The organism is Pseudomonas meliae (assembly GCF_001400515.1).
GTDB lineage: Bacteria > Pseudomonadota > Gammaproteobacteria > Pseudomonadales > Pseudomonadaceae > Aquipseudomonas > Aquipseudomonas amygdali.
Map to the genome: position 1 here is coordinate 43,525 of NZ_LJQT01000499.1, position 23,404 is coordinate 66,928.

General features: G+C 58.4%; 16 protein-coding genes and 1 pseudogene. 6 read left to right on the forward strand and 11 right to left on the reverse strand.

Translation table 11 applies throughout. The features are described 5' to 3' along the window. The first annotated feature begins 53 nt into the window (after nucleotides 1-53). A complete protein-coding gene (locus ALO64_RS23390) occupies nucleotides 54-1,733 on the forward strand; it encodes an MFS transporter (RefSeq protein WP_044344516.1) in 1,680 nt (559 codons plus the stop codon). After that, nucleotides 1,730-2,887, forward strand: coding sequence for an HlyD family secretion protein (locus ALO64_RS23395; protein WP_005733139.1), 1,158 nt, complete (start codon nucleotides 1,730-1,732; stop codon nucleotides 2,885-2,887). The genes ALO64_RS23390 and ALO64_RS23395 overlap by 4 nt, the downstream gene beginning before the upstream one ends. A gap of 248 nt (nucleotides 2,888-3,135) precedes the next feature. On the opposite strand, the gene ALO64_RS23400 is transcribed toward ALO64_RS23395, so the two are convergent. From ALO64_RS23400 to ALO64_RS23425, 6 genes and pseudogenes are all read right to left on the reverse strand, one after another. Beyond that, entirely contained in the window at nucleotides 3,136-4,752 is a 1,617-nt protein-coding gene (locus tag ALO64_RS23400) for an inorganic phosphate transporter (protein ID WP_044344515.1), read from the reverse strand. Nucleotides 4,753-4,868: 116 nt separating this feature from the next. Then, complete coding sequence (locus tag ALO64_RS23405) at nucleotides 4,869-5,888, reverse strand: transporter (RefSeq protein WP_044344514.1); 1,020 nt, start codon at nucleotides 5,886-5,888, stop codon at nucleotides 4,869-4,871. A gap of 170 nt (nucleotides 5,889-6,058) precedes the next feature. After that, nucleotides 6,059-6,880, reverse strand: a complete 822-nt coding sequence (locus tag ALO64_RS23410; RefSeq protein WP_044344512.1) for an aldo/keto reductase — start codon at nucleotides 6,878-6,880, stop codon at nucleotides 6,059-6,061. A gap of 103 nt (nucleotides 6,881-6,983) precedes the next feature. Continuing rightward, complete coding sequence (locus ALO64_RS23415; protein ID WP_082303429.1) at nucleotides 6,984-8,615, reverse strand: methyl-accepting chemotaxis protein; 1,632 nt, start codon at nucleotides 8,613-8,615, stop codon at nucleotides 6,984-6,986. A 355-nt stretch (nucleotides 8,616-8,970) separates the two neighbouring features. Next, nucleotides 8,971-9,579, reverse strand: coding sequence for a TetR/AcrR family transcriptional regulator (locus tag ALO64_RS23420; RefSeq protein WP_044344511.1), 609 nt, complete (start codon nucleotides 9,577-9,579; stop codon nucleotides 8,971-8,973). A 106-nt stretch (nucleotides 9,580-9,685) separates the two neighbouring features. Continuing rightward, nucleotides 9,686-12,554 (reverse strand): annotated as a pseudogene (locus ALO64_RS23425) (PAS domain-containing protein). Between the two features lie 342 nt (nucleotides 12,555-12,896). On the opposite strand from ALO64_RS23425, the gene ALO64_RS23430 reads away from it, so the two are divergent. Beyond that, nucleotides 12,897-13,550: a TetR/AcrR family transcriptional regulator gene (locus ALO64_RS23430; protein ID WP_044344509.1), complete on the forward strand. Its 654-nt coding sequence runs from the start codon at nucleotides 12,897-12,899 to the stop codon at nucleotides 13,548-13,550. 74 nt (nucleotides 13,551-13,624) lie between these two features. Here the strand turns inward: ALO64_RS23430 and ALO64_RS23435 are convergent, their stop codons facing one another. The 3 genes from ALO64_RS23435 to ALO64_RS23445 all read right to left on the reverse strand — a co-directional run bounded on the left by ALO64_RS23435 (nucleotide 13,625) and on the right by ALO64_RS23445 (nucleotide 18,147). After that, the gene (locus ALO64_RS23435) at nucleotides 13,625-16,315 is read right to left on the reverse strand and encodes a beta-glucosidase (protein ID WP_044344508.1); all 2,691 of its coding nucleotides are present in this window, start codon (nucleotides 16,313-16,315) and stop codon (nucleotides 13,625-13,627) included. Nucleotides 16,316-16,374: 59 nt separating this feature from the next. Next, nucleotides 16,375-16,623 carry a hypothetical protein gene (locus tag ALO64_RS23440; RefSeq protein ID WP_002552767.1) on the reverse strand — a complete coding sequence of 83 codons (249 nt, stop codon included), beginning with the start codon at nucleotides 16,621-16,623 and terminating at the stop codon, nucleotides 16,375-16,377. 297 nt (nucleotides 16,624-16,920) lie between these two features. After that, the gene (locus ALO64_RS23445; protein WP_044344507.1) at nucleotides 16,921-18,147 is read right to left on the reverse strand and encodes an MFS transporter; all 1,227 of its coding nucleotides are present in this window, start codon (nucleotides 18,145-18,147) and stop codon (nucleotides 16,921-16,923) included. Between the two features lie 73 nt (nucleotides 18,148-18,220). Here ALO64_RS23445 and ALO64_RS23450 point away from each other — a divergent pair, with 73 nt between their 5' ends. Next, the gene (locus ALO64_RS23450; RefSeq protein WP_044344506.1) at nucleotides 18,221-18,904 is read left to right on the forward strand and encodes an ArsR/SmtB family transcription factor; all 684 of its coding nucleotides are present in this window, start codon (nucleotides 18,221-18,223) and stop codon (nucleotides 18,902-18,904) included. 50 nt (nucleotides 18,905-18,954) lie between these two features. Here the strand turns inward: ALO64_RS23450 and ALO64_RS23455 are convergent, their stop codons facing one another. Next, nucleotides 18,955-21,123 (reverse strand): TonB-dependent siderophore receptor, encoded by a 2,169-nt coding sequence (locus ALO64_RS23455; protein ID WP_044344505.1) that lies wholly within the window; start codon nucleotides 21,121-21,123, stop codon nucleotides 18,955-18,957. A gap of 185 nt (nucleotides 21,124-21,308) precedes the next feature. Then, nucleotides 21,309-22,217 carry a LysR family transcriptional regulator gene (locus ALO64_RS23460; RefSeq protein WP_044344504.1) on the reverse strand — a complete coding sequence of 303 codons (909 nt, stop codon included), beginning with the start codon at nucleotides 22,215-22,217 and terminating at the stop codon, nucleotides 21,309-21,311. 115 nt (nucleotides 22,218-22,332) lie between these two features. On the opposite strand from ALO64_RS23460, the gene ALO64_RS23465 reads away from it, so the two are divergent. Together ALO64_RS23465 and ALO64_RS23470 are read left to right on the forward strand one after the other, a co-directional pair. Next, nucleotides 22,333-22,761, forward strand: a complete 429-nt coding sequence (locus ALO64_RS23465; RefSeq protein WP_005731427.1) for a VOC family protein — start codon at nucleotides 22,333-22,335, stop codon at nucleotides 22,759-22,761. Further along, the gene (locus ALO64_RS23470; RefSeq protein ID WP_044344503.1) at nucleotides 22,758-23,345 is read left to right on the forward strand and encodes a glutathione S-transferase family protein; all 588 of its coding nucleotides are present in this window, start codon (nucleotides 22,758-22,760) and stop codon (nucleotides 23,343-23,345) included. Before ALO64_RS23465 ends, ALO64_RS23470 begins: the two co-directional genes overlap by 4 nt. The last annotated feature ends 59 nt before the right edge of the window (nucleotides 23,346-23,404 follow it).

A 23,404-nucleotide genomic window follows, 5' to 3' on the forward strand; every position in this document is an offset into this window, starting at 1 on the left:
CACAAAAGGGAATTCCTCGGGTGCACCCATGAAAGTCTCCATGACCGTTCTCTATGACTGATAAATATGCCCCGCGCGAGTGGGCCGCCCATGAGCGTCCAACCATGCCCGGCTCGCCTTCGACGCCTTTGCATTCCGATGCGCGGCGCTGGGCATTTGCGCTGGTGGGGGTGATCGTCGCGCTGACTGGCGGACTAGGCAACGCGCTGGTGGTTGCCAACCTGCCCTATTTGCAGGGTGCTCTGGGTGCTACGTCGCAGGACATCGCTTGGCTGCCGGCTGCGTACATCATGACCAATGTGTCGATGAACCTGCTGCTGGTGAAGTTTCGTCAGCAGTTCGGTTTGCGCGCGTTCACCGAACTGTTTCTAGTGCTTTATGCACTGGTGACGCTGGCGCACCTGTTCGTCAACGATATTGATTCAGCCATCGCCGTGCGTGCGGCGCACGGCATGGTTGGCGCTGCACTCAGTACCCTTGGGCTGTATTACATGATTCAGGCGTTTCCGCAGAAATGGCGGCTCAAGGCGCTGGTGCTCGGGCTTGGCACCGCCCAGCTGGCGACGCCGCTGGCCCGGCTGGTGTCAGAAGACTTGTTGCAGATCGCCCAATGGCGCGGTTTGTACCTGTTTGAACTGGGTATGGCGCTACTCTCGCTGGGTTGCGTACTGCTGCTCAAGCTGCCACCGGGTGATTGTTTCAAGGCGTTCGAAAAGCTGGATTTCCTGACCTTCGGCCTGTTGGCTGGTGGTTTTGCGCTGCTCTGTGCCGTTCTCTCGCTGGGGCGCATTGAATGGTGGCTGGAAGCGCAGTGGATAGGTCTGGCGTCGGCGGCCTCCATTGTGCTGATCTGCGCCGGACTGGCCATCGAGCATAACCGAAGCAATCCGTTGCTGATCACGCGCTGGCTAGGCAGCGGGGCGATTCTGCGTCTAGGGCTGGCCGTTATCCTGTTTCGCGTGGTGCTGTCCGAGCAGTCAGTGGGTGCCGTAGGCTTTCTTCAGGCGCTGAACATGGGCAGTCAGCAACTGCACACGCTGTACATGGTGATGTTGCTGGGCAGTGTGGCCGGGTTGGCGGTCAGTGCGCTGACCATCAACCCTGCGCACCTGATCAAGCCATTGCTGATTTCTCTGGCGATGATGGCAGTCGGTGCCTGGATGGACAGTCATTCGACCAATCTGACCCGTCAGTCGAACATGTACCTCAGTCAATTCCTGCTGGCATTCGGCGGTACGTTTTTTCTCGGTCCGACGCTGGTGCTGGGGATCAGTGGTGTACTGGCCAACCCGCGCAACATGGTGAGTTTTTCGGTGTTGTTCGGGATCACACAAAACATTGGCGGCCTGATCGGGTCTGCTGCACTGGGCACTTTTCAGATCGTGCGCGAGAAGTTTCACTCCAGTCACATCGTTGAGCACTTGACCCTTATCGACCCGCTGGTTCAGGCGCGATTGCAGAGCTACAGCGCCAGTTACAGTTCGGTTATTGCCGACCCGTCGCTGCGCAACACTCAAGGCATGCGCGCGATGGCTACGGCTGCGACCCGAGAAGCCAATGTGCTGGCCTACAACGATGTGTTCATGCTGATCGCCCTGATTGCCGTACTGACCATGATCTGGATTTCAGCCCGGGTCCTGTGGCTGAAAATGACCACTCAACCTTTGGCGTTGGCACCTGTAGCACCTGCCGCTTCGCCTTCCGTATCCAATTCCGGCGTTAAATCTTCATGAACGAATCCACGACCTCAGATACAGAAGCAACCCGCAGCGCGCCGCCACCTGCACCGTTGACGTCGCCGGTGACCAGCAAGCCGCGCTCGACCCGCAAGCGAGTCGTGTCTTCGGTGATTTTCGCTGCCGTCGCGCTGGTCGGGGTGCTGGTTGTGCTATACGCCTGGCAACTGCCACCGTTCGCAAGTCCGATCGAGAGCACCGAGAACGCCCAGGTAAAGGGCCAGACCACGCTGATCGGGCCGCAGTTGAGCGGGTATGTTTACGAAGTGCCGGTTCAGGACTTCCAGTTCGTCAAGGCCGGCGACTTGCTGGTGCGTCTGGATGATCGTATTTATCGCCAGCGCCTGGATCAGGCCATTGCGCAACTGGCGGTACAGAAAGCCTCGCTGGCTAATAACCTGCAACAGCGACGCAGTGCCGAAGCGACCATCGGCCAGCGCCAGGCTGAACTGCAGAACAGCATCGCCCAGAGCCGCAAGAGTGCTGCCGATCTGCGCCGCAATCAGGCACTGGTGACCGATGGCTCGGTATCGAAAAGCGAGCTTGATGTGACCCGTGCTGCCGATGCGCAGGCAAATGCCGCGGTCGCTGAAGCCAGGGCGGTATTGCAGATCGCCCGCGAGGATCTGCAAACGGTGATCGTCAACCGTGGCTCACTGGAAGCTTCAGTGGCCAATGCTCAGGCGGCCATCGAACTGGCGCGCATCGACCTGGACAACACCCGCATTGTCGCCCCGCGTGACGGGCAGTTGGGGCAGATCGGCGTGCGCCTGGGTGCCTACGTCAACTCGGGTGCACAATTGATGGCGCTGGTACCCGAGCAGCGCTGGATCGTTGCCAACATGAAAGAAACCCAGATGGCCCATGTGCGCCTTGGCCAGCCGGTAAGCTTTACCGTCGATGCGCTCGACGGTCACGAGATGCACGGCCACGTACAACGAATTTCGCCTGCCGCAGGTTCTGAATTCAGCCTGCTGCCTGCCGATAACGCGACCGGCAACTTTGTGAAGATTTCCCAGCGCATCCCGGTGCGCATCGTGGTCGATGCCGATCAGCCAATGCTCGAGCATTTACGGCCGGGCATGTCGGTGGTGGTGAGTATCGATACCAGCGTAGAGGGTGATGAACCATCGGGTCCCGAGGCACGATAATCTCGCCACCCCTATCGTGCGACGCAGAGCGTCGCGACCTGCATTCCCACGCTGGAGCGTGAGGAACGATCATCGCAACTATCGTGCGGCGCTCCGCGTCGAGACCTGCATTCCTACGCTGGAGCTTGCGGAACGATCATCGCAACTATCGTGCGGCGCTCCGCGTCGCATGCATTTCTGGACGCTCCGCGTCCTCTTTGCGACCTGCATCAAGACTTGATGGCAGCAGGCACCGCTCGCTGAAGACCTCAAAACAGTTTGCTGAACACCCAGTACAGCGAACCCGAAAGCAGGATGGCAGCCGGCAGGGTCAACACCCAGGCGGTGGCCAGGTTGCGTAAGGTGCGCATTTGCAGGCCTGAACCGTTGGCGACCATCGACCCCGCTACCCCGGATGACAGCACGTGGGTGGTTGATACTGGCAGCCCGTACATGTCCGCCGCGCCGATGGTGAACATCGCCACGACTTCTGCCGACGCGCCTTGTGCGTAGGTCATGTGCGTCTTGCCTATGCGCTCACCTACCGTCACGACGATGCGTTTCCAGCCGACCATCGTGCCCAGCCCCAAGGCGATAGCGACCACAATCTTGACCCAGGTCGGAATAAAACGCGTCGCGCTGTCGATCTGCCCTTTGAACGCATCGAGCTTGGTCTGCGTATCGGCGTCGAAATTGCCTACCTTGTTCTTATCCATCACCCGGATGGTTTCCGAGGTCAGGTACATGTCGTTTCGAACGTTGGTCACCGCTTCCGCAGGCACCTTCGAGAGCGAGCCGTAGCTGGCGACCTGATTGCCGATCTTGCCGGTCATGACCGCCAGCGCAGGGATCAGGTCGGGACCTGCCTGTTTGCTGACCAGATAATCCGACAGGGTCTGGCGCGAGTCAGCCGGGGCAGGCAGGGGAACACTGCGCATCAGTGCCTGTTGGGTGACCTCTGCCACCGCGCCGAACTGAGTGGCCTGATCGGCCGGCATAGTGCGGTTGAGCGCATAGGCCATCGGCAGCGTACCGACCAGAATCAGCATGATCAGCCCCATGCCTTTCTGCCCGTCGTTGGAGCCATGAGCAAATGATACGCCGGTGCAGGTCACGATCAGCATGGCGCTAATCCACAGCGGTGGCGGTGCATTGCCTTCTGGTGCCTTGTACAGCGCGCGGTTCTTGATGAACATGCGCATGGCCAGCAATAGCAAGGCGGCACAGCCGAAACCCACCAATGGAGACAGCAGCAGCGAGTAGCCTATTTTGGTTGCCTGAGACCAGTCCACGCCGCTGGTCCCGTCCCGTCCGTGCATCAAGGCGTTGGCGATGCCGACACCGATGATCGAGCCGATCAGCGTATGCGACGAGGACGCTGGCAAGCCCAGCCACCAGGTGCCCAGGTTCCAGATGATCGCCGCGATCAGCAGGGCGAAGATCATGGCGAAGCCTGCCGATGAGCCGGTTTGCAGAATCAGCTCCACCGGCAGCAGTGCGATGATGCCGAACGCTACTGCACCGCTGGAGAGCATCACGCCGAGAAAGTTGAAGAACCCCGACCAGACCACCGCAAAGCCGGGTGGCAGGGAATGGGTATAGATCACGGTGGCGACTGCGTTGGCGGTGTCATGGAAACCGTTGACGAACTCAAACCCCAGTGCAATCAGCAACGCCACGCCCAGCAGCACGAACGGGGTCCAGGTGGTAACCACCGTGCCCATGTCATCGACATCCTGCTTGAGGCTGTAGCCAGTAAATAGCAGGCCGGCGATGAGTATCGCGAAGAAAATGACCATGGTCAGTCGACCCGGTTTGCGCCCGAAGTGAGTTGCCGACAGGCCCGCCCGGCCCGTCGCATCGGGAGAAAGTGCGTTTATAGCCATGTTCGCAATCCTGATTGAAAGAATATTGACATGGTCATTGCAAAATGTGACAGAGATGCGACATGCGAGTAATCAGTGGCCTTTTGCGCCAGATTTCTGACAACCGGCAGGCCGGGTCAATAATCGACACGTTTGCGAAATGCCCAGCGTCCCGCGACCAGCGTAAACGTCGCGACCAGTGCCACCAGAATCCAGAAGCCTTCAGGGTCGGACGCCAGTGGTACACCCCCCACGTTCATGCCGAAAAAGCCCGCGACAATGTTGATCGGCAATGCCAGAACTGTTACCACGGTCAGGGTAAACAGGGTTCTGCTGCTCTGTTCATTAAGGTTGGCGGCAATCTCTTCCTGCAACAGTTTGATGCGCTCGCCCAGTGCCGTGAGGTCGTTGATCACCAGCGAGGACTCTTCAATGGACTGGCGCAGCGCCTGGACATCCTGCTCGCGCAGCCATTGCGGAGGCTTGTGCAACAGGCGCATCAAAGAGCCCGGTTCCAGCGCCAGCAGACGCTGCAGTCGCACCAGCACACGGCGCATGGCACCGAGTTCGGAGCGATTGTTGCTCAGTCGCTGTGAAAGCAACTGGTCCTCAATGCGGTCGACGTTGACGCTGGTCTTGCGCAGAAACTGGGTCAGCACTTCGCCCTGATCGCTCAGCAGGTGAGCGAGCAGTTCCAGCGGTGAATCGAACTGTTCGCCGCGTTTGACCGCCGAGCGCAACTTGTCTACCGAACGCAGTGGCTGCAGCCGGGCGGTGATCAGCAAGCGCTGTCGAGCGCAGACCCACAAGGTCGAGATGTCGGTCGAGAGCCTGTTGAAATCGAACACCACATCGTTGACTACTGCCAGCAACGTGGCGTCGACGTGCTCGATTCGGGTGGAACGCGAACCCTCGTGCAGGGCCTCGAAAAACTCTTCTGGAAGGTCCAGATGGGTTTTCATCCAGCGCTCGCAGGCTGCGTGCGACAGGTTCAGGTGCAGCCAGATGAAGTCGTTCTCTTCGGGAGGATTTTGCAGGTAATCCAGCGCGGCGGCCGAGCCGATTTCCTGGCCACTTTCAGCGTGGCGAAAACGGAAGCCGTAGAGCAGACCGAAAAGGTCGGAGTCCTGATGATGGTGCGCGATACTGTGGTTCATGGCTGTCCACGTGCGGCCTGGCCCGGGCAGGGAGGCGAAGTCCGCATGATGACAAGGCGTTATTTCATATTTGTGACAGCTTGTTGCCGGGTGTGTCATCTGTCACATGAAGAGACGGCCGCATTGGCGGCCGTTCAGTCAATCGACAGCTGCTACTGCATCGACACCGGTCAGACCGTTGCCAGCGGTACTTTGCGAGTCGGCGCTGGCCAGGCCAGATCAATGTCGGCCAGGTCGCGCTCGGTGAGGCGAATCTGCTCGGCAGCGATATTCAGACGGATATGCTCGGGGTTGGTCGCCTTGGGAATGGCGATCATGTTGTCCTGACGCAGCACCCACGCCAGGGAAATCTGCGCCGGTGTTGCGTCATGGCGTTTGGCGATTTCGTGCAGGGCAGGGTGGTAAAGCAGATCGCCGGCCTGGCCAATCGGGCAGTACGCCATCATCGGTAAGTGGCGGTCTGCGCTCCACAGCATGAGGTCGAACTCGATGCCGCGTTGTTCCGGGTTGTACAGCACCTGATTGGTCGCGCAACGCTGGTTGTTCAGTTCGATCATGTCCGGGACATCAAAGTTGGAAACACCCCAGGCGCCGATTTTACCCGCTTCCTGCAAGCGTTCGAAGGCTTCGACGGTTTCGGTCAGTGGGTACTGGCCCGGCCAGTGCAACAGATAAAGGTCGATGTAGTCGGTGTTCATCCTTCGCAGGCTTGCTTCGCACGCGGCCGGGATACCGCTGCGGCTGGCATTGTGCGGGTAGACCTTGCTGACCACGAATACCTTGTCGCGTTGCCCGGCGATGGCTTGCCCGACGATCTCTTCGGCAGCGCTGTCGGCGTACATCTCGGCGGTGTCGATCAGGGTCAGGCCCTGTTCGATACCCATGCAAAGGCCAGCAATTTCTGCCGAGCGCAGGTGCCCTTTTTCACCCATGTGCCAGGTGCCCTGACCCAGCACTGGCACAGTTCTGCCTGCCAATTCCAGTGTGCGCATGTGACCCCCTGCAATAAATAAGCAGCTAAATGAGCGGTTGATTAAGCAGGTGTCAGGCAACAAGAGGCGCACTAGGTTCCGTGCACCCCATCGCAATGCAGATTTAAACCCGGAACTGCTTCAGCAGCCCGTTCAGTTCTTCACTCAAGTCGCGCAGGTGCAGGCTGGCCGAAGTCGATTGTTCAGCGGCGAGTGCAGTGCTTTGGGACAGTTGCGCGGCCTGGGTCACGTTCTGGTTGATGTCGTCCACCACATGCGTCTGTTGCAGAGTAGCGCTGGCAATGGAGGTGTTCAGGCTATTGAGGTTGCGTAGCGCCTGACTGATGGACGTCAGGCTCTGGCCTGCCTGGTTGGCCTGCTCGATAGTCAGTTGCGAGGAACGGCTGCTGTCGCCGATTACCTTGACCGCCGCGTCGGAATGCTTTTGCAGGCGTTCGATCATGGCCTGGATTTCTGCAGTCGACTTCTGGGTGCGCTGGGCCAGCAGACGTACTTCGTCAGCCACTACGGCAAAGCCACGACCCTGTTCACCTGCGCGTGCCGCTTCGATGGCGGCGTTCAGCGCCAGCAGGTTGGTCTGCTCGGCAATCGAACTGATGACTTCCAGTACGCTGCCGATCTGCGTGCTCTCGCTGGCCAGACTCTGCATCACTTCAACGGCTTGGCCGATGGTGGTGGACAGGTGTTCGATCTGGCGCAGGCTGTTATCGATGTTGACCTGACCCTGCTGCGCCTGTGACTCGGCATCACGCATTTCGTTGGCGGCCTGCTCGGCGTTCTTGGCCACGTCTTGTACGCCATAGGTCACTTCGTTGATCGCGGTGGCAACCAGGTCCATTTGTTGGGACTGCTGCTCGCTGCGTTTCTGCGCCTGCCCGGCATTGCTGCCCAGATCCGTTGAGGCCTGGCCCAGCGCTACTGCCGAATTCTGCAACTGGCCGACGACATTGCGCAGCTTGGCGACAAAGGCGTTGAAGTGAACGCCCAGCTCGGTGATTTCATCCTTGCCGTGGGTTTCCAGCGTACGGGGCAGGTCACTTTCGCCACTGGCGATGCTGGCCATTGCACCGACCGCCGCTCTCAGCGGTCGCACGATACTGCGCACAATCATGACCAGTAGCAGGACCATGACCAGCACGATGCCTGCGATGAAGATGCCGGCGTTCCATAGCTGTGCCTTGAACTCTGCCGCTACGTCATCGACGTATACGCCCGACCCCAGAATCCAGCCCCAGGGCTGAAAAAGCTGCACGTAAGAAGTTTTTTTCACCGGCTCGCTGGCGCCGGGCTTGGGCCAGCGGTAATTCACCATCCCGGCACCCTGGGCTTTGACCAGCGTGACCATTTCGTTGAACACCGCAAAGCCGTCCGGGTCCTTGATGGTCGATATGTCCTGGCCTTCAAGTTTGGGGTTGGTGGGGTGCATGATCATCACCGGGCGCAGGTCGTTGATCCAGAAGTAGTCGCTCTGGCTGTAACGCAAGCCCTTTATCTCTTTCAGGGCCTGTTGTTGCGCGGCTTCGCGCGTCATGCTGCCCGCGGCTTCAAGCCCTTGGTAGTAGGTGAGTATGCCGCTGGCGGTCTGGACCACATGCATGGTTTTTTCGGCCTTGGCCTGATACAGATCGTTATGGATCTGTCTGAGCAGGGTCGCCGACAAAACAAAAAGCATCAGCACTGAAACCACAAGGATCAGCCACAGACGGCGGCTGATGGAAAAACTGCGCATACTCATGATTATCATCCCGTGCATTATTTTTTCTTTTTATGGAAACCGAGCCGCGCAACGCGCGATGCAGAGCCTTTTAAGCTTCTCGGCGCATCATGACCAAACATGAGATGACAGTCATATTTTTTTACAGACCTACATCGGTATAGCGAAAGGCTTACAGCAACAGACGCGATTGGCTCTATCGACGGACCCTCAGAGAATGTAGGATCCAATTCAACAGCTGCAGCGAAGGAACGCCGCAGCGATCAGGGAAGATCGACCATTGCCAGGAGGCTACTGACAGGATGTCGGAATGGTCATGTTGCAAAACCACCCGCTTCGGCGGGTTTTTTGCGTCTGCAGCAAAGCGGGGTGGGGTTCAGCGGTCCGGCTCGCAACCCTTGAGCACCAGCCTGAGAATGGTCCGGGTCGCGGCCTCGTAATCAGCGTCCTCCAGTTTCGCCTTGCCGGTGACGGTTGCGATCTGCCAGTCGAAATCTGCATAGGTCTGGGTCGCGGCCCAGATGGTGAACATCAGGTGATGGGGATCGAGCGGGGCGATCTGCCCGCTGTCGATCCAGGCTTGAATGCATTCGATATTGTGCCGCGCCTGCCCATTGAGCTGTTCGATCTGCTCTGACGTAAGGTGCGGGGCGCCGTGCATGATCTCGCTGGCGAACACTTTTGAGGCAAAGGGCAGGTCACGGGAAATCTGGATCTTCGAACGGATGTAGCTGCTCAGTACGTCGACCGGTACACCTTGAGGATTGAACGGCGTCGAAGCTTGCAGGATGGGCTCGATGATGCTTTCCAGCACCTCGCGATAGAGGTTTTCCTTGGATTTGAAGTAGTAATAGACGTTGGGCTTGGGGACACCGGCCTTGGCCGCGATATCGCTGGTCTTGCTGGCGGCGAAGCCCTTGTCGGCGAATTCTTCGCTGGCAGCGCGCAGGATGAGTTCTTTGTTGCGCTCGCGGATACTGCTCATGACCCGGTTATTCCCTTGCCTGCATGGCGGTCGCGCATGTTAGCACCGGGTTCGCGCAGCGCTCAATGTCGAAGGCCCGAAGCAGGATCGCAACGAGCCGGTTGCATCAGGCGCTCATCAATTCCTGGACTCGGGCAGCCAGAGCATCAATCGCAAACGGCTTGGTCAGTACCCGCATGCCTGGCCCGAGCTGCTCGTCACCAATGGCAGCGTTTTCTGCATAACCGGTGATGAACAGGGTTTTCAGATGCGGACGTACTTCGCGTCCCGCGTCGGCCATCTGTCGCCCGTTCATGCCACCGGGCAAGCCCACGTCGGTGATGAGCAGATCGATATGCACGTCCGAGCGCAGCAGTTTGAGGCCGGCCAGGCTGTCGGCCGCCTCGATCAGGGTATAACCCAGATCCCCGAGCGCGTCGGTGAGCAGCATGCGTACCGTCGGTTCGTCGTCCACGATCAGAATGGTCTCCCCAGACTGGGTAAACTCAAACGGCGCCTGGTGCACATCGCTCTCGTCTCTGGTCGCTGTACCGTCGTAACGTGGCAGATACAGGGATATCGAGGTTCCTTTGCCCACCTGCGACTGAATGCGCACCCGACCGCCGGACTGATTGGCGAACCCGTAAATCATCGACAGACCAAGACCGGTGCCCTGACTAATGGGCTTGGTGGTGAAGAAGGGGTCGAATGCCTTGGCGATGACATCGGGCGTCATGCCTGTGCCGGTGTCGGTCACGCACAGCGACAGATAGTGACCCTCAGGCATATCGTGCATCCGCGCCACATCACCTTCTATCCATTGGTTGTCGGCCTCTATCGTGATGCGCCCGCCGTCCGGCATCGCGTCGCGGGCGTTGATACACAGATTCAGCAGCGCGTTCTCCAGCTGGCTTGCATCGACCAGCGTTGGCCATAGACCTATGGTGCCAATGGTTTCGACCACGATGCTGGGGCCTACCGTGCGCTGGATAAGGTCTGTCATGCCTTTCATCAGCCTGTTCACGTCGGTTGGCTGTGGGTCCAGTGTCTGGCGTCGGGAGAAGGCCAGAAGTCTGTGCGTCAAGGCCGCGGCGCGCTTGGCAGCGCCCTGTGCGGTGACGATGTATTTGTCTACATCGTTCCAGCGCCCCTGTGCAATACGGGTGTTCATCAATTCCAGAGCACCGGAAATGCCCGCCAGCAGGTTGTTGAAATCATGGGCGAGACCGCCAGTCAGTTGCCCCACAGCTTCCATTTTCTGTGACTGACGCAGCTTTTCTTCAGCCTGCATCAGTTCCGCAGTGCGTGCTGCCACGCGCTGTTCAAGCGTGTCGTTGAGCGAGCGCAGCGCTGCAGTGGCCCGGTCCCTCGACCGCCACAGCACGTCGTTCATCGACGTTGATGAGCACGCCCGGGAAGCTCAGTGGAGTGCCGTCATCGGCACGGTCGACACGACCGTTCGCCTCGATCCAGTAGTAGAGGCCGTCGGCACGGCGGACCCGATACTGGTGGGCATAAACACGCCCACTGGTGATGACCGCGTTGATCGCATCGATCAAGCCTTGTTTGTCTTCGGGATGAACAGTGGCAATGACCTGTTCCAGACTCAAACCATCGAAGCCCAGAGCGGGGTCAAGACCAAACGCCTTGGCGAAGGCTTCGTCGACGGTAAAGCGGTCGGCCGTCAAGTCCCAATGCCAGGTACCGATAATCGCACCCGCGGCGAGGGCGAGCTGAACGCGGTCGACGTTCGCGCGTGCGACGGCTTCGCTGATGCGCAATCGCTCCTCGGCGTTGCGTCTTTCCGTCACGTCACTGAAGATGACTGCAATCTGTCGATCAGCCGGTTCACCGACACGCACCGCTCTGACTTCAAACCAGCGCTCGAACGCCTTGGCGTAATTCTCGAAATTGGTAGGTTCGCCGGTTTTGGCGACATGGCCATAAGCCTCAAACCAGAAACGCTCCAGGTCTGGAGCAAACTCGGTCACCCACTTGCCACGCAAATCGACACCGGCCTGACGTTCAAAGGCAGGATTGACCTCGATGAACCGGTAGTCTACCGGGCTGTCGTTTGCATCGAACTTGACCTGAATGATGGCGAACGCTGCTTCGATGGTCTCCAGCATGGCTCTGGAGCGCTCTTCGCTCTGGCGCAGCGCGTTTTCTGCCTGTTGCATCTGTGACATGTCGAGCATCGCGCCGATCATGCGTACGGCTTTGCCCTCGTTGTTGCGTATCACATGACCACGGTCCAGAACATTGGCATAAGTACCATCGAATCGGCGAAAACGGTATTCATCGGTCCAGGCAGTGCCGCTGCCGTCAATCAATGCATGGATAGAGTGGTAAATGCGTGTCTGGTCATCGGGATGGATCTGGGCTATCCACCAGTTACCGGAGGTGTCCAGTGTCGCCAGGGGGTGGCCGTATGCCTGTTCCAGTGCGTCATTCCAGAGCACGTGGTTGGCGGTAAAATCCCAATCCCATATTGCGTCATTGGTAGCCTTGGCGGCCAACCGGTAACGTTCCTGGGCTTCTTCGGTTGCGCGTGCCACCAGATGCTCCCGGGTGCGGTCGCGCAGGATCTTGACGAAGCCAAGGTGAGTATTTTCCTCGTCATACAGCGGCATCATTTCGCCAGACGCCCAGAACAGCTGACCATCCTTGCGCAGGTGCCAGCGTTCGTCCGACGCTCGGCCGACGCTCAGAGCGAGTTGCATTTCATGTTCGATCCGGCCGCAGGCGCGGTCCTCCGGCGTGAAGAAACACTCCGCATCCTGCCCGACCATTTGTGCAGCGGACCAGCCTAACACCTGTTCTGCACCCGGATTCCAGTCGGTAATGATGCCGTCTGGATCCGTGAGGATCATGGCAAAGTCCAGCGCGCTGTCAAAAGCCGCACGCTTGCGCGCCTCCCGGCTGGGCATTGCTGCTGCGCCGTTTTCCGGCCCGGCGTCGATACCGGCTTCTTCAAGTGCTGCGCGCAGGTGCACGACCTGTGCTTCCAGCTCTTCTCTTGTCAGGTATTTCAGAGCGCCTCCGGCTCACACGTTAATTGTCTGCATGGTCGGGCAGCTGCCCGTGGCTGCTTTTCGTACTGCAATCTCACTGTCGAGGTCGACGCTTGCCAGTGCCCCTCAGCGTCCGGGTGCCAGGTGCCGTACTTTGGGTATGTCTCTCTATGGCTATCGACATACAGTCGGGCTTCGGTATGCATCGGCATGCGTGCGGGTTTCTTTAAAGGGCGTCAATATCGGTGCTCAGGCCTTTTTTCCGGGTTTCTTCCGGTCGCATGCTACGATTTATCCTTTCGTTGTGCGAACAGTGCCCTTCGTATGTCCGTGAATTCAAACAGTTCTGATACACCCGCCACAGTCAAGCAGCCTGCGGTGAAGCGACGTCTTCCCAAAGGGGAGGTGCGCAAGGCAGAGATCATTCAGGCAGCCATGACCATCTTCGCCCGGGATGGCTATGCGGGGGCCTCGTTGTCTAACATTGCCAAGGTTGCAGGTCTCTCTCAGGTCGGATTGCTGCATCATTTCCCGACCAAACTGGTGTTGTTGCAAGCTGTTCTTGAACATAGGGATCAGTACGTTGCTGCCAGGTTGCAGGACGCCGGGCAAGTCGCTTCGCTGGAGGGGTTCATGGCCTTTCTGAAGCAGGTCATGAGTTTCAGCATCGAAGACGCCTCCGTCAGCCAGGCGCTGATGATCATCAACACTGAAAGTCTGTCGGTCACGCACCCTGCACACCGCTGGTTCAGTGAGCGTTTCCAGATTGTGCACAGTCATCTTCAGACGAATCTGAATGTGCTGGCTCAGGCAGGTGAAATTCGCCAGGACGTTGATGTCAGGCAAATCAGCCTTGAGATAGTTGCGATGATGGATGGCATGCAGATTCAGTGGCTTCGATCGCCAGCAGATGTGCAGATAGACAGCGCATTTGCCAGGTTTCTCGAACGACTGGCGCAGGAACTGGCAGGGCGCTGATCAACGATCAATCGCATGAGAGTAATCGGTGGTCGCATCGACCACCGATTACCGCTACTCAGAATGGCTGTTGCTTAGTAAGCCTGCTCTGCCTTGACTTGTACTGCCTTGCGCAGGGGGACTGGAAGGGGGTTTGAATCTCGTGTGGTCAGTTGCTCCGGATAAAGCGCTACTACCGTGCGGTCGAGTGCCAGGTTTTCCGAGTCCTTGCCCACCAGGACCTTGAACTTGCCAGGGTCGACGTTCCAGCTCACCGAATCGGGTGAGTAATAAGCGAAAGAACGCGAGTCCAGTGCAATCGTGACGGTTTTGCTTTCGCCTGGCTTCAGGTAAACCTTGGTAAAGCCCTTCAACTCTTTCTCCGGGCGATCAACCTGAGGCCTGGATGGCTGCACATAAAGCTGAGCAACTTCAAAACCTGCCTTGTCGCCAGTATTGGTGACCTTGAAAGAGGCCTGAATGGTCGCGCCCGGAGCCAATACGTTGCTCGACAGTTTCAGATCACTGTACTCGTACGTGGTATAGGAAAGCCCGAAACCGAATGGATAGAGCGGTTTGGTGTGCTTCTTGTCGTAACCGCGATAGCCCAGGTACAGGCCTTCGCTGTAGGTCATTTCAACTGGAGGGTTGGCGCTGCTGAAATAGTACGGCTCCGGGTTCGAGTAGGAAGCATGGCTGGGGTTGTCCTGCGCCTTCTTGTCCAGGGTGATCGGAAGCTTGCCCGACGGGTTGACCTTGCCATACAGAATTTCGGCCAGTGCCTGACCACCCTGTTGCCCCGGATACCATGCGTGCAGAGACGCAGCTACCTTGTCAGCCCAGGGCTGCATATCCATACCACCGCCACCGTGCAGTACGACGATGGTTTTGGGGTTGGCTTTCTGAATGAAGCTGATCAACTCGGACTGGAATTGCGGCAGTTCGAACGGCCGATCAAGCGACTCACCCTCGTATTCGAAGTTATTGCCGGCGGCTACCACGACAGCGTCGTAATCTCCCAGGTTCTTCGGTGGACGCAACGATGCCCAGCTCATCTGCACACCGTTCATGCCACCCAGCACCGGAGTGAAGTTGCCTTTAAGCCGGCGATATTCCAGGCGCACGTTGTACTCGGTACCAGCCTTGAGACTGGCCGTTTTGACGGTGCGCGGCACCACTGGAATCAGGTCGAACGAGACTTGCGAGCCCTCATCCTCAAGCACCAGCTCGTCATTGATCCAGAGTTTATAGGCACCGTCCGCCCGTACCTTGAACACCTGAGGGCCGCTGATCGTCGGTTTGATCTTGCCGGTGAAACGCGCCGAGAACGAGCCTGCTGACGGGGTATAGCCGTTGACTGTGCTGGTGCCGTTATCGGTCTGGTTGGTGTTGGTAATCCAGTCCAGATTGACACCTGGCTCGACGCGGGTTGCAACCGGGTCGCCGGACAGCGAGGTATTGGCGTAATACTCGGCTTTTACACCGGTATTGCTGATGGCCTGTTGGTCTTTAGCGGGCTGATACCAGACCGACGACTTCGGGTTCAGGCTCATCTGTGAAAGGTATTCCACGTTGGATGTGTTCGACGCCAGTTGCTTGAGCCCGCTCAGTTCAGTGACATAGCTTGCGGGCGCCGAATAAGCCGTACCGAACGGCGCGGTCGGGGGCTGCATGGCCAGATCACCAATGACCGCTATCTTTGCGTTTCTGGACAGTGGCAGCAGAGGCTTGTTTCCGTCTACCGGCTGGTTGCGCAGCAGAACTATCGACTCTCTGGCCACGTTCAATGCGGCCAGTTGCCCGTACTCACGATGCTCCAGTGGCTGCGCCTTGTTGATGCCCTTGTCAAAACCATAGCTGACCAGTGCTCTCAGGTTTCTGCGCACCTTGTCATCAATCACGTTCTGATGCAGTTGACCATTCCAGACATAAGGCAGCAGTTTGGCTTCAGTAAACTGGAGTCCGCTGGGCATGTCGATATCGGTACCCGCCCACGCACCCTTGAAGGCGTCCTGAACCGAGTTGAAATCGCTCATGACGTTACCTTGAAAACCCCATTGGCCTTTCAGGATGTCGGTGATGAGGTGGTGGTTTTCACACGCATATTCGCCGTTGATCTTGTTGTAGCCGCACATGATCGAGGCGATATTGGCGTTCTTGACCAGTGACTCGAAGCCAGGCAGATACAGCTCTTGCATCGCTCGCTCGTCAATCTTCACATCCAGATAATGACGGTTCGCTTCCTGCTCGTTCATCAGGTAGTGCTTGGCGGCCGCCTGGACGCCTTGCACCTGAATGCCGTTGGTCACCGCAGGCGCCAGTACGGCACCGAGAAACGGGTCTTCGCCGCTCATGTACTCAGCCGCTCGCCCGTTGAAAGGCGTACGGTAGAGGTTGATGGCTGGCGAGAGCATTTGCTGCCCGCCCGCTATCCGGGTTTCGTAGCCGATCGCCAGACCGAATTCCTTGGCCCGGTTGATGCTCCAGGTGGCTGCGAGTGCTGACGGGGAAGGGTACTGCGCACCGAACGTCTTGCCGCCAACCAGCACGCCCATTGCCGAATCGTAGGCGACCGTACCCTGAAGGTTGAACTTGTCCAGCTTCGGAATCATCCGGCCGTCGTCAACGCGCGAGAAATTGATTTTTTCCGATTGCGTCATGTTGTCGAGCATTGCGCCTACGCGCGCTTCGACTTCATTGCCTGTCATCGGCGTCACAGCGAACACGCTGCCTGCCTGGGCGATACCGAGCGCCAACAGGCTCAGGCCCAAGCCTTGTTTGATCATGGGCACGGAGTTATTCCTTACGTCATTCATAGGTTGATCGGTTGCAGTCAGTGGGTCACTCAGTGGTCTTCATTGCCGGCAGGGGCGTCAGCAGTGTCGATCGGCGCATCCACCACCGTTTGCGCGCCATTGGGCGTTTTCTGTACGGCAGCGTCGGCACCGGTGATCTGCTCACGCTGAGCGTCGACCTCTGCACGGCGCTCGCTCGACGTGGATGGCAGCGGGTTCTGCCTGTCAGCGGCAGACACCGGCAGGGCGGCAAGGGACATCAGTAAAGTGGCAACAACAGGCAGCAGGGGGCTGGCCATCGGGAGAGTCTCCAAATAGAAATATGAAACAGGCAGACAGGCAAGTCGGCAGCTCGGGGCGGCCGACAGGTTCTTCAAAACGTGCGTGACAAGCAGAAAATTGCTGAACGGTAAAATACACGAATGCAATTTTATATATTTGATGGTATGTAAATTCAGGTATCAACTATACGCATTTAACTTTGATTTAATCCCATAAAATTCATATTTAAGGCAATAAATTAGTGTTTTTTACTATTTTATAGAAATTAATATTCTTTTTTAAAAGCAGAGTGCTCACTCTGTTTTTGGCATTGGCTACGGTTTTCCATGTGGCCGCGTGCTGAGGAGGACAAGTATCGCTGCCGCCTGAATACTGGCAGCAAGTGCCAGCGCTATCAGGTCGCTGTCAGGCCCGTTGAATAAAGTCCGGACACCACCGAAGAGTGCTGGCGCAAAGGCGTAGCAGCCTTGAGCGATGGCGACGATCAACGTCACCACGCGCGCAACCTGATGCCTGGGAAATTCCGCTTGGGCAATTAGCGGAGGCAGTGATGTCGCATTGCCGATACCCACACCGAAAAGAATCATGCCGGCACATAACAGGGCAGGGCTTGTGCCTATAAACATCAGCACCACACAGCCCAGGCACTGGCAGGCGTAACTCAGGCAGGCGACGTGGCGTCGACAGGTGCCTGGCGCTAACAGCCTGCTGGACAGAAACCTGCCGAAGATAGCGCTGCAGGTAGCGACACCCATGGCCATACCTGCGGTCTGCTGTGTGACGTGATCAATCAGCAGCAGGAATAATTGGCTGATCAGGCCAATCTGTGCGAACAGCCCGAGCGACATGGCTGCCGCCAGCGTGAGGAATGGTCGGTTACTCCATAACGTTAAGGGCGCAGTGTCCTGGAATGGAGGCAGGTCAGTGGTTATCTGGAGAATGTCGTCGGGCTGCTGACCCAGATGTTCAGGCCTGAAGCGGAACACACCGAAAGCGAGGAGCGCGATCACACCTGTTGAAAGCACACCCACCACGACCGCAGCAAGGCTGAACCCGAACCGGTCGATCAGGTACACCCAGCCCGATGAAAAGACTACACCGCCGATGCTTGCGCCGTTATAGGCCATCGCCAATGCGCCAGGGCGCTTGCTGACAAACCATGGCGAGATGGTAGCGTTGACCGCTGCCGCGCCCATGGTTACCCAACCGAATCCGCTCAGCGCCGTGGCGATGAACAATTGCCAGGGCTGATTGGCGATCGACCAGCCGTACACACCGACAGCAAGGGTTGCCGCCCCTGAAACCGTAATCCACGGGAGGCCATACCTTTTGTACAACGCAGGCAGGTTGACCACGACCAACGTACCTGCCAGAAAATGTACCGTGACCGCAGCCGAGCACAACGCGGTCGACCAGCCGGTTCTCTGAATCACGGCATACATGAATATCGGCGGACCGTAAAAGCCTATGCCCCAGCCAAACACAGCCATCAGAAACGTGGCAGCGACGACTTTTCTGCCAAAAAAACTTGATTGATGCATAGGTGAATCCCTTCAAGTGGTTTGGCAGCAGTATGATGACCGCCTACGAGAACACTTCAGGGATGGCTGAACTATGGATGTTGAAGCAGCAGACCTCTCGCTGGCGGCAGTGGCGGGTGCCATTGCTGACCCAGCACGATCCCGAATGCTTTGCGCGCTACTGGACGGGCGCGCACGAACCGCGACCGAGCTGGCGGCGCTGGCCGATATAGGCGCATCGAGTGCCAGCGGGCATTTCGCGCGTTTGCGTGAGCAGGGGCTGGTGGAAATGCTTGTGCAGGGCCGGCATCGTTACTATCGACTGGCCAATGCGCAGGTGGCGCAAGCGCTGGAGTCCTTGCTGTTACTGACTCAGCACAGCGCTGCGCCCTTCAAACCCAACACGCCTTCGGCCTTGAGACAGGCTCGAACCTGTTACGACCACTGCGCCGGTGAAGTCGCCGTCAAGTTGCACGACGCCTTACTGAAGGCCGGCTGGTTAAATGAGCAGGGCAAGGACTATGTGATCAGTGAGCGGGGTGTCGAATCACTGAATGCGCTGGGCATCGACGCAGACGCAGTACGTCAGCAACGCAGACGTCTGGCCTACGCCTGCCTGGACTGGAGCGAACGCGCCCCGCACATTGGTGGCGCTCTGGGGGCGGCGCTGCTGGAGCTGATGCTCACGCGCGGCTGGGTAAGCCGCCATCTGGACTCCAGAGCACTGAAGCTGACGGCGAAAGGGGTGGGCGGTATGGCGAAGGCGTTTGGTATGTGAGGCGTAACCACGCTGCTACCGAGCATGCCTGGTAGCAGCGTGGCTCAGGCTCAGAAGCTGTACTTGGCCGTCAACGCATAGCTGCGCGGGTTGCCGTAGACGTCGGTGGAACCCCATACCGAGCTTGCGCCAATCGCCGTGTAGTAGGTGCGGTCAAAGATGTTGTTTGCGTTCAGTTGCAAGTCGAGGTTCTTGCTCACCTGATACCCCGCCATCAAGTCTGCGACGGCATAGCTGCCTTGTTCCAGGCGATAGCTTCCATCGGTGAGCGCGATGTCGTTGTACATGCGGCTCTGCCAGTAGACGTTGCCGCCGACGCGCATCTTTTCCAGTGCGCCTTGCAGGCGGTAGACGGTCGATACCTTGAACAGGTGCTCAGGTGTGTCGGTGTTGAATTGCTGGTTCTTGTTCGCCGGATCGGTGTCCTTGAGGTAGTGGGTGCGGGCATAGGTGTAGCCTGCGCCGACTTGCCAGTTCTCGGTCAGCGCGCCTTGCAGTTCCATCTCGATGCCCTGACTGCGTACCAGACCGGCTGCGTCGTAACAGGTCAGGACCGCGCAGCCCGCTTGGGTCGGTGACTCGGTCTTGAGGTTTTTCTGGTCGATCCGGAACACTGCCAGGCTGGCATTGAGGGCGCCGTTGAAATATTCGCCCTTGATGCCGACTTCATAGTTTTCGCCCACTACGGGGTCTAGCACCTTGCCAGACAAGCTTTGCGTGCTCTGTGGCTGGAAGACATCGGTGTAGCTGGTATACAGGGAATGGTGTTCATCCAGCTTGTAGATCAGCCCCGCGTAGCGGGTCAGATTGCGGGTGACCTTGTAGTCTTCATCGCCAGAGCGATCGTCGTAGTCGTACCAGTCCAGACGGCCGCCGAGGATCAGGGTCAGCGGGTCGGCCAGGCTCAGACGTGTAGTGAGGTAAATCGCGTCCTGAGTGGCGATGCTGTGCGTCTTGCCATCGCGGACGAAGTCCGGCTTCGGCGCGCCAATCGGCAGTCCTGTGTCATAAGGGCTGTACTCCTTGCTGGTCTTGTCGTACACGCGCCTGCTGGTCCCGACCACCACTTCATGGGTGCGCCCAAACGCTTCGACCGGTCCGCTGGCGTAGACATCGAACGCAGTCTGCTGCTCCTCAGGCTTGGACTGATAGGCCGTCGTTTCCAGCGGGCCGTTGTAGCGCGACAGGTAAGTGCCTGAAAACAGACCGTCCAGCGACGAGCTCGAGCCTGCTACGCGCAGTTTCCAGTCGTTGTCGAAACGGTGCTCCAGCTCACCGAACACGGTGTCTATGCGGATTTTCTTGTTTTCCCAATCCGAACCGGAATAGGTCGAACGCGGCAGGTTCAGGTGATGGCCGTCAGTGCCGAGGGGCAGACCGCCCCAGAAGTAATTGGTCTGATCTTCCTGACGAGACAAGCCCAGAGTGGCGGTCGTGGCATCGTTCAGATCGGCCTCGACAACCCCGTAGAAAACGCCGTGATCGCTTTTTTCCTTGTCGCGGAAACTGTTGGCATCCTGGTAGGAACCGACTATTCGGCCGCGTACCGTGCGGCTATCGTTCAGTGGTCCGGAGGCATCGAATACGCCGCGGTAGTCGTCCCAGCTCCCGACCGTGCCGGTGAGGGTGACTTGTGGAACGGCGGTAGGACGTTTGCGCACCATATTGATCGCCGCTGAAGGGTTACCAGACCCTGTCGCCAGGCCTGTAGCGCCTCTGATCACCTCGACATGATCGAACATGGCCAGGTTGGGCTGAACGCCTGCCGTGTAGCCCGAGTATGAGGCGGGCAGGCCGTCGTACATGATGTTGTCGATGCCGAAACCGCGAGAGGTATAGGTTTGCCGACCCGGTCCGCTGGACTGGTCCAAAAACAGACCTGGGGTGTATTTCACCACGTCGTTGATGCTGGTCATGGCCTGGTCGTCCATGCGCTGACGAGTGACGACGGTCACAGCCTGCGGGGTTTCGCGGATGGTCAGCGGCAATTTGGTCGCTGTCTGCATCGGGCCCGTGGTGTAGGACTGACTGTCTTCGGTAGTAGAGCCAAGTTGGTCGCTGCTGATTTGCGTCGCGCCCAGCTCCATTGTCGTCGCCGATGACGCTTCTGTGGCTTGCGTTTCAGCGCCGTAGGCAGCGTGAGAAGTTGCGATCCAGATGCCCATTGTCAGCAGGGCAGGGGTAAAAAGAAAACGGCTTTGCGATTGCTGGCCCGGCATGAACCCGACACTCCCTGAAGCCGTCCATGGCTGGATGATAATAATGTTGATAACTGTTCGCATTATTGTGGCAGGTTGTTTCTGTCAGAAAAAGACACTGCGAACAAATAGTTAACAAAATTTTCACATTTCCACTGCGAGCACAGGTGCCTCTGTGCCGTACATCAGATGAGCTTTTGGCAGCGCTATCGGTCTTGAAGAGAGGGATCAGGCAGGCATTTTTCCAGCTGTGGAATTGCCCATTCGACGAATGCCTTGACCCGTGGCGAGAGCTGCAAGGCGTGCGGATAAACCAGTTGAATCGGCAGATCTGCCGTTTCGAAGTCGTTGAGTACCCTGATCAGGCGACCGTCAGCCAGTTCGTCTGCAACCTGATAATGCATCAGCCGGGTCACGCCCAGACCCTGCACGCAGGCCAGGCTGGCGGCGCGGACCTGATTACAGACCAGTCTGGGGGTAATGTCCTGTATCAACTCTTTGCCCTGATGCCGGAAGTACCACTGCCGACCGTACGAAGCCAGCGTAATGCACGCGTGCTCAGGCAGGGATTTCGGGGTGTCCAGCAGCGGGGCGGTGCGCAGGTAGCCCGGGCTTGCGCAGCTCACCAGCCGGGTCGCCCCGATCCTGCGCGCGACCATCGCCGAGTCCGGGAGATGGCCGATGCGCAACGCCAGATCAAGGCGCTCGTCAAGCAGAGGCACGATCTGGTCATTGAGGTTCAGCTCGACGTTAATGTTCTGATGCTCGCAGAGAAAGGCGTTCACCAGCGGGGCGATATAACGCTGTCCGAACTCGACAGGTGCCGTCACCCGAAGAAGGCCGCGTACGATTCCGTCGCGGCCATCAAGGCGCTGTTCCATATCATCGAAGTCCGTGAGCATGCGCCGGGTCCAGCGCAAATACTCCTCGCCCTCATCGGTCAGAGCCATGCGCCGCGTGCTGCGGTTCAACAGGCGTACGCCCAGATGACTTTCCAGAGCGGCCAGCGAGCGGACCAGCGACGCAACCGATTGCCCGGTGACATCCGCCGCCGAACTCAGACTGCCGCTGTCGACGATCCGCACGAAATTGGCCATTGCCTTGAGCCTGTCCATTGCCACCTTCTGATTTGTGCGATTAGTGCATAGGTCTTGTCAGGTCCGCAGCATAGGTGAAACCGCTGCCGTGGCCGACACTTGCGAAACTGCTTCCAACCGGAGTTTCAACCTCATGAGTCTGCAACCCAACCCCGCCCGGATTCTCGCATACGACCACATCGGTATTCGCGTCAGCGACCAAAACCGCGCACTGGCCTTCTATCAGGCGCTTGGTTTTGTCGAGAGTGCGCGTTTTCCACGTTACGAAGCCAACGAGATGCTCAGCCCGGACGGCGTGCGCATCAACCTGATCTTCAATGGCGTTCGCGTGCCCCGTGCTCACAACGTGTTGCTGGATGCCCCGCTGAAACTACCCGGCATGACGCACCCGGCGTTTATCGTCGATGACTTGCAGGCGCTAGAGCGCTGGCTCGACGCGCAGGGAATTGTCGTCACTGAAGGGCCGCACCCCATCGGCCCGCGACGAATTGCACTGTTCATCCGCGACCCCGATGGCAACGTTCTGGAATTCAATCAACTCGTCGATGGAGACACACAATGAAACTGTACGATCTGCAAGCCTCCGGCAACTGCTACAAAGTCCGCCTGTTCGCTGCCCTGGCCCATATCGAGCTTGAAGTGGTCGCGGTGGACTTTCTGAACGGCGAGCATAAAAAGCCACCACTGTCTGACCTCAATCCTCTGGGCGAATTACCTGTTCTACAAGATGGCCCGGTCGTCCTGCGCGACTCGCAGGCCATTCTGATTTACCTCGCTGGCGAATATGGCGGCCTGGCGTGGTGGCCCGCTCACCCTCAAGGCCAGGCCGAAATCGCCCAATGGCAGTCGTTCGCTGGCAACGAGATCCAGCACAGCCTTTGCGCGGCGCGACTGGTGCAGAAATTCGGCGCTGCGCTGAACAAGGCCGAGGCCCTGCAGAAATCGTCTGTTGTGTTGGGGCTGCTCGACAAACACCTTGCACAGCATGACTGGCTGGCAATGGGGCGGCCTACGATTGCCGAGTGTGCGGTTTATCCGTATGTGGTGCTGGCACCGGAAGGCGGTGTGGAGCTGGGGGCGTATCCGAGTGTTTTGCGGTGGATTGAACGGGTGGAGGGGCTGGCGGGGTATTTGATGAGGCCATGACAGGCGGGGCGCGGCACGAATTCCAGGCTATTGGGCAGCTTGGGAGTATCAGTTTTTTT

Coding starts and splice junctions, on each gene's coding strand:
- ALO64_RS23390 (WP_044344516.1), top strand. CDS start 54: ATGACTGATAAATATGCCCCGCGCGAGTGGGCCGCCCATGAGCGTCCA.
- ALO64_RS23445 (WP_044344507.1), bottom strand. CDS start 18,147: ATGCATCAATCAAGTTTTTTTGGCAGAAAAGTCGTCGCTGCCACGTTT.
- ALO64_RS23410 (WP_044344512.1), bottom strand. CDS start 6,880: ATGCGCACACTGGAATTGGCAGGCAGAACTGTGCCAGTGCTGGGTCAG.
- ALO64_RS23465 (WP_005731427.1), top strand. CDS start 22,333: ATGAGTCTGCAACCCAACCCCGCCCGGATTCTCGCATACGACCACATC.
- ALO64_RS23435 (WP_044344508.1), bottom strand. CDS start 16,315: ATGATCAAACAAGGCTTGGGCCTGAGCCTGTTGGCGCTCGGTATCGCC.
- ALO64_RS23395 (WP_005733139.1), top strand. CDS start 1,730: ATGAACGAATCCACGACCTCAGATACAGAAGCAACCCGCAGCGCGCCG.
- ALO64_RS23400 (WP_044344515.1), bottom strand. CDS start 4,752: ATGGCTATAAACGCACTTTCTCCCGATGCGACGGGCCGGGCGGGCCTG.
- ALO64_RS23430 (WP_044344509.1), top strand. CDS start 12,897: ATGTCCGTGAATTCAAACAGTTCTGATACACCCGCCACAGTCAAGCAG.
- ALO64_RS23440 (WP_002552767.1), bottom strand. CDS start 16,623: ATGGCCAGCCCCCTGCTGCCTGTTGTTGCCACTTTACTGATGTCCCTT.
- ALO64_RS23405 (WP_044344514.1), bottom strand. CDS start 5,888: ATGAACCACAGTATCGCGCACCATCATCAGGACTCCGACCTTTTCGGT.
- ALO64_RS23460 (WP_044344504.1), bottom strand. CDS start 22,217: ATGGACAGGCTCAAGGCAATGGCCAATTTCGTGCGGATCGTCGACAGC.
- ALO64_RS23415 (WP_082303429.1), bottom strand. CDS start 8,615: ATGAGTATGCGCAGTTTTTCCATCAGCCGCCGTCTGTGGCTGATCCTT.
- ALO64_RS23470 (WP_044344503.1), top strand. CDS start 22,758: ATGAAACTGTACGATCTGCAAGCCTCCGGCAACTGCTACAAAGTCCGC.
- ALO64_RS23420 (WP_044344511.1), bottom strand. CDS start 9,579: ATGAGCAGTATCCGCGAGCGCAACAAAGAACTCATCCTGCGCGCTGCC.
- ALO64_RS23455 (WP_044344505.1), bottom strand. CDS start 21,123: ATGCCGGGCCAGCAATCGCAAAGCCGTTTTCTTTTTACCCCTGCCCTG.
- ALO64_RS23450 (WP_044344506.1), top strand. CDS start 18,221: ATGGATGTTGAAGCAGCAGACCTCTCGCTGGCGGCAGTGGCGGGTGCC.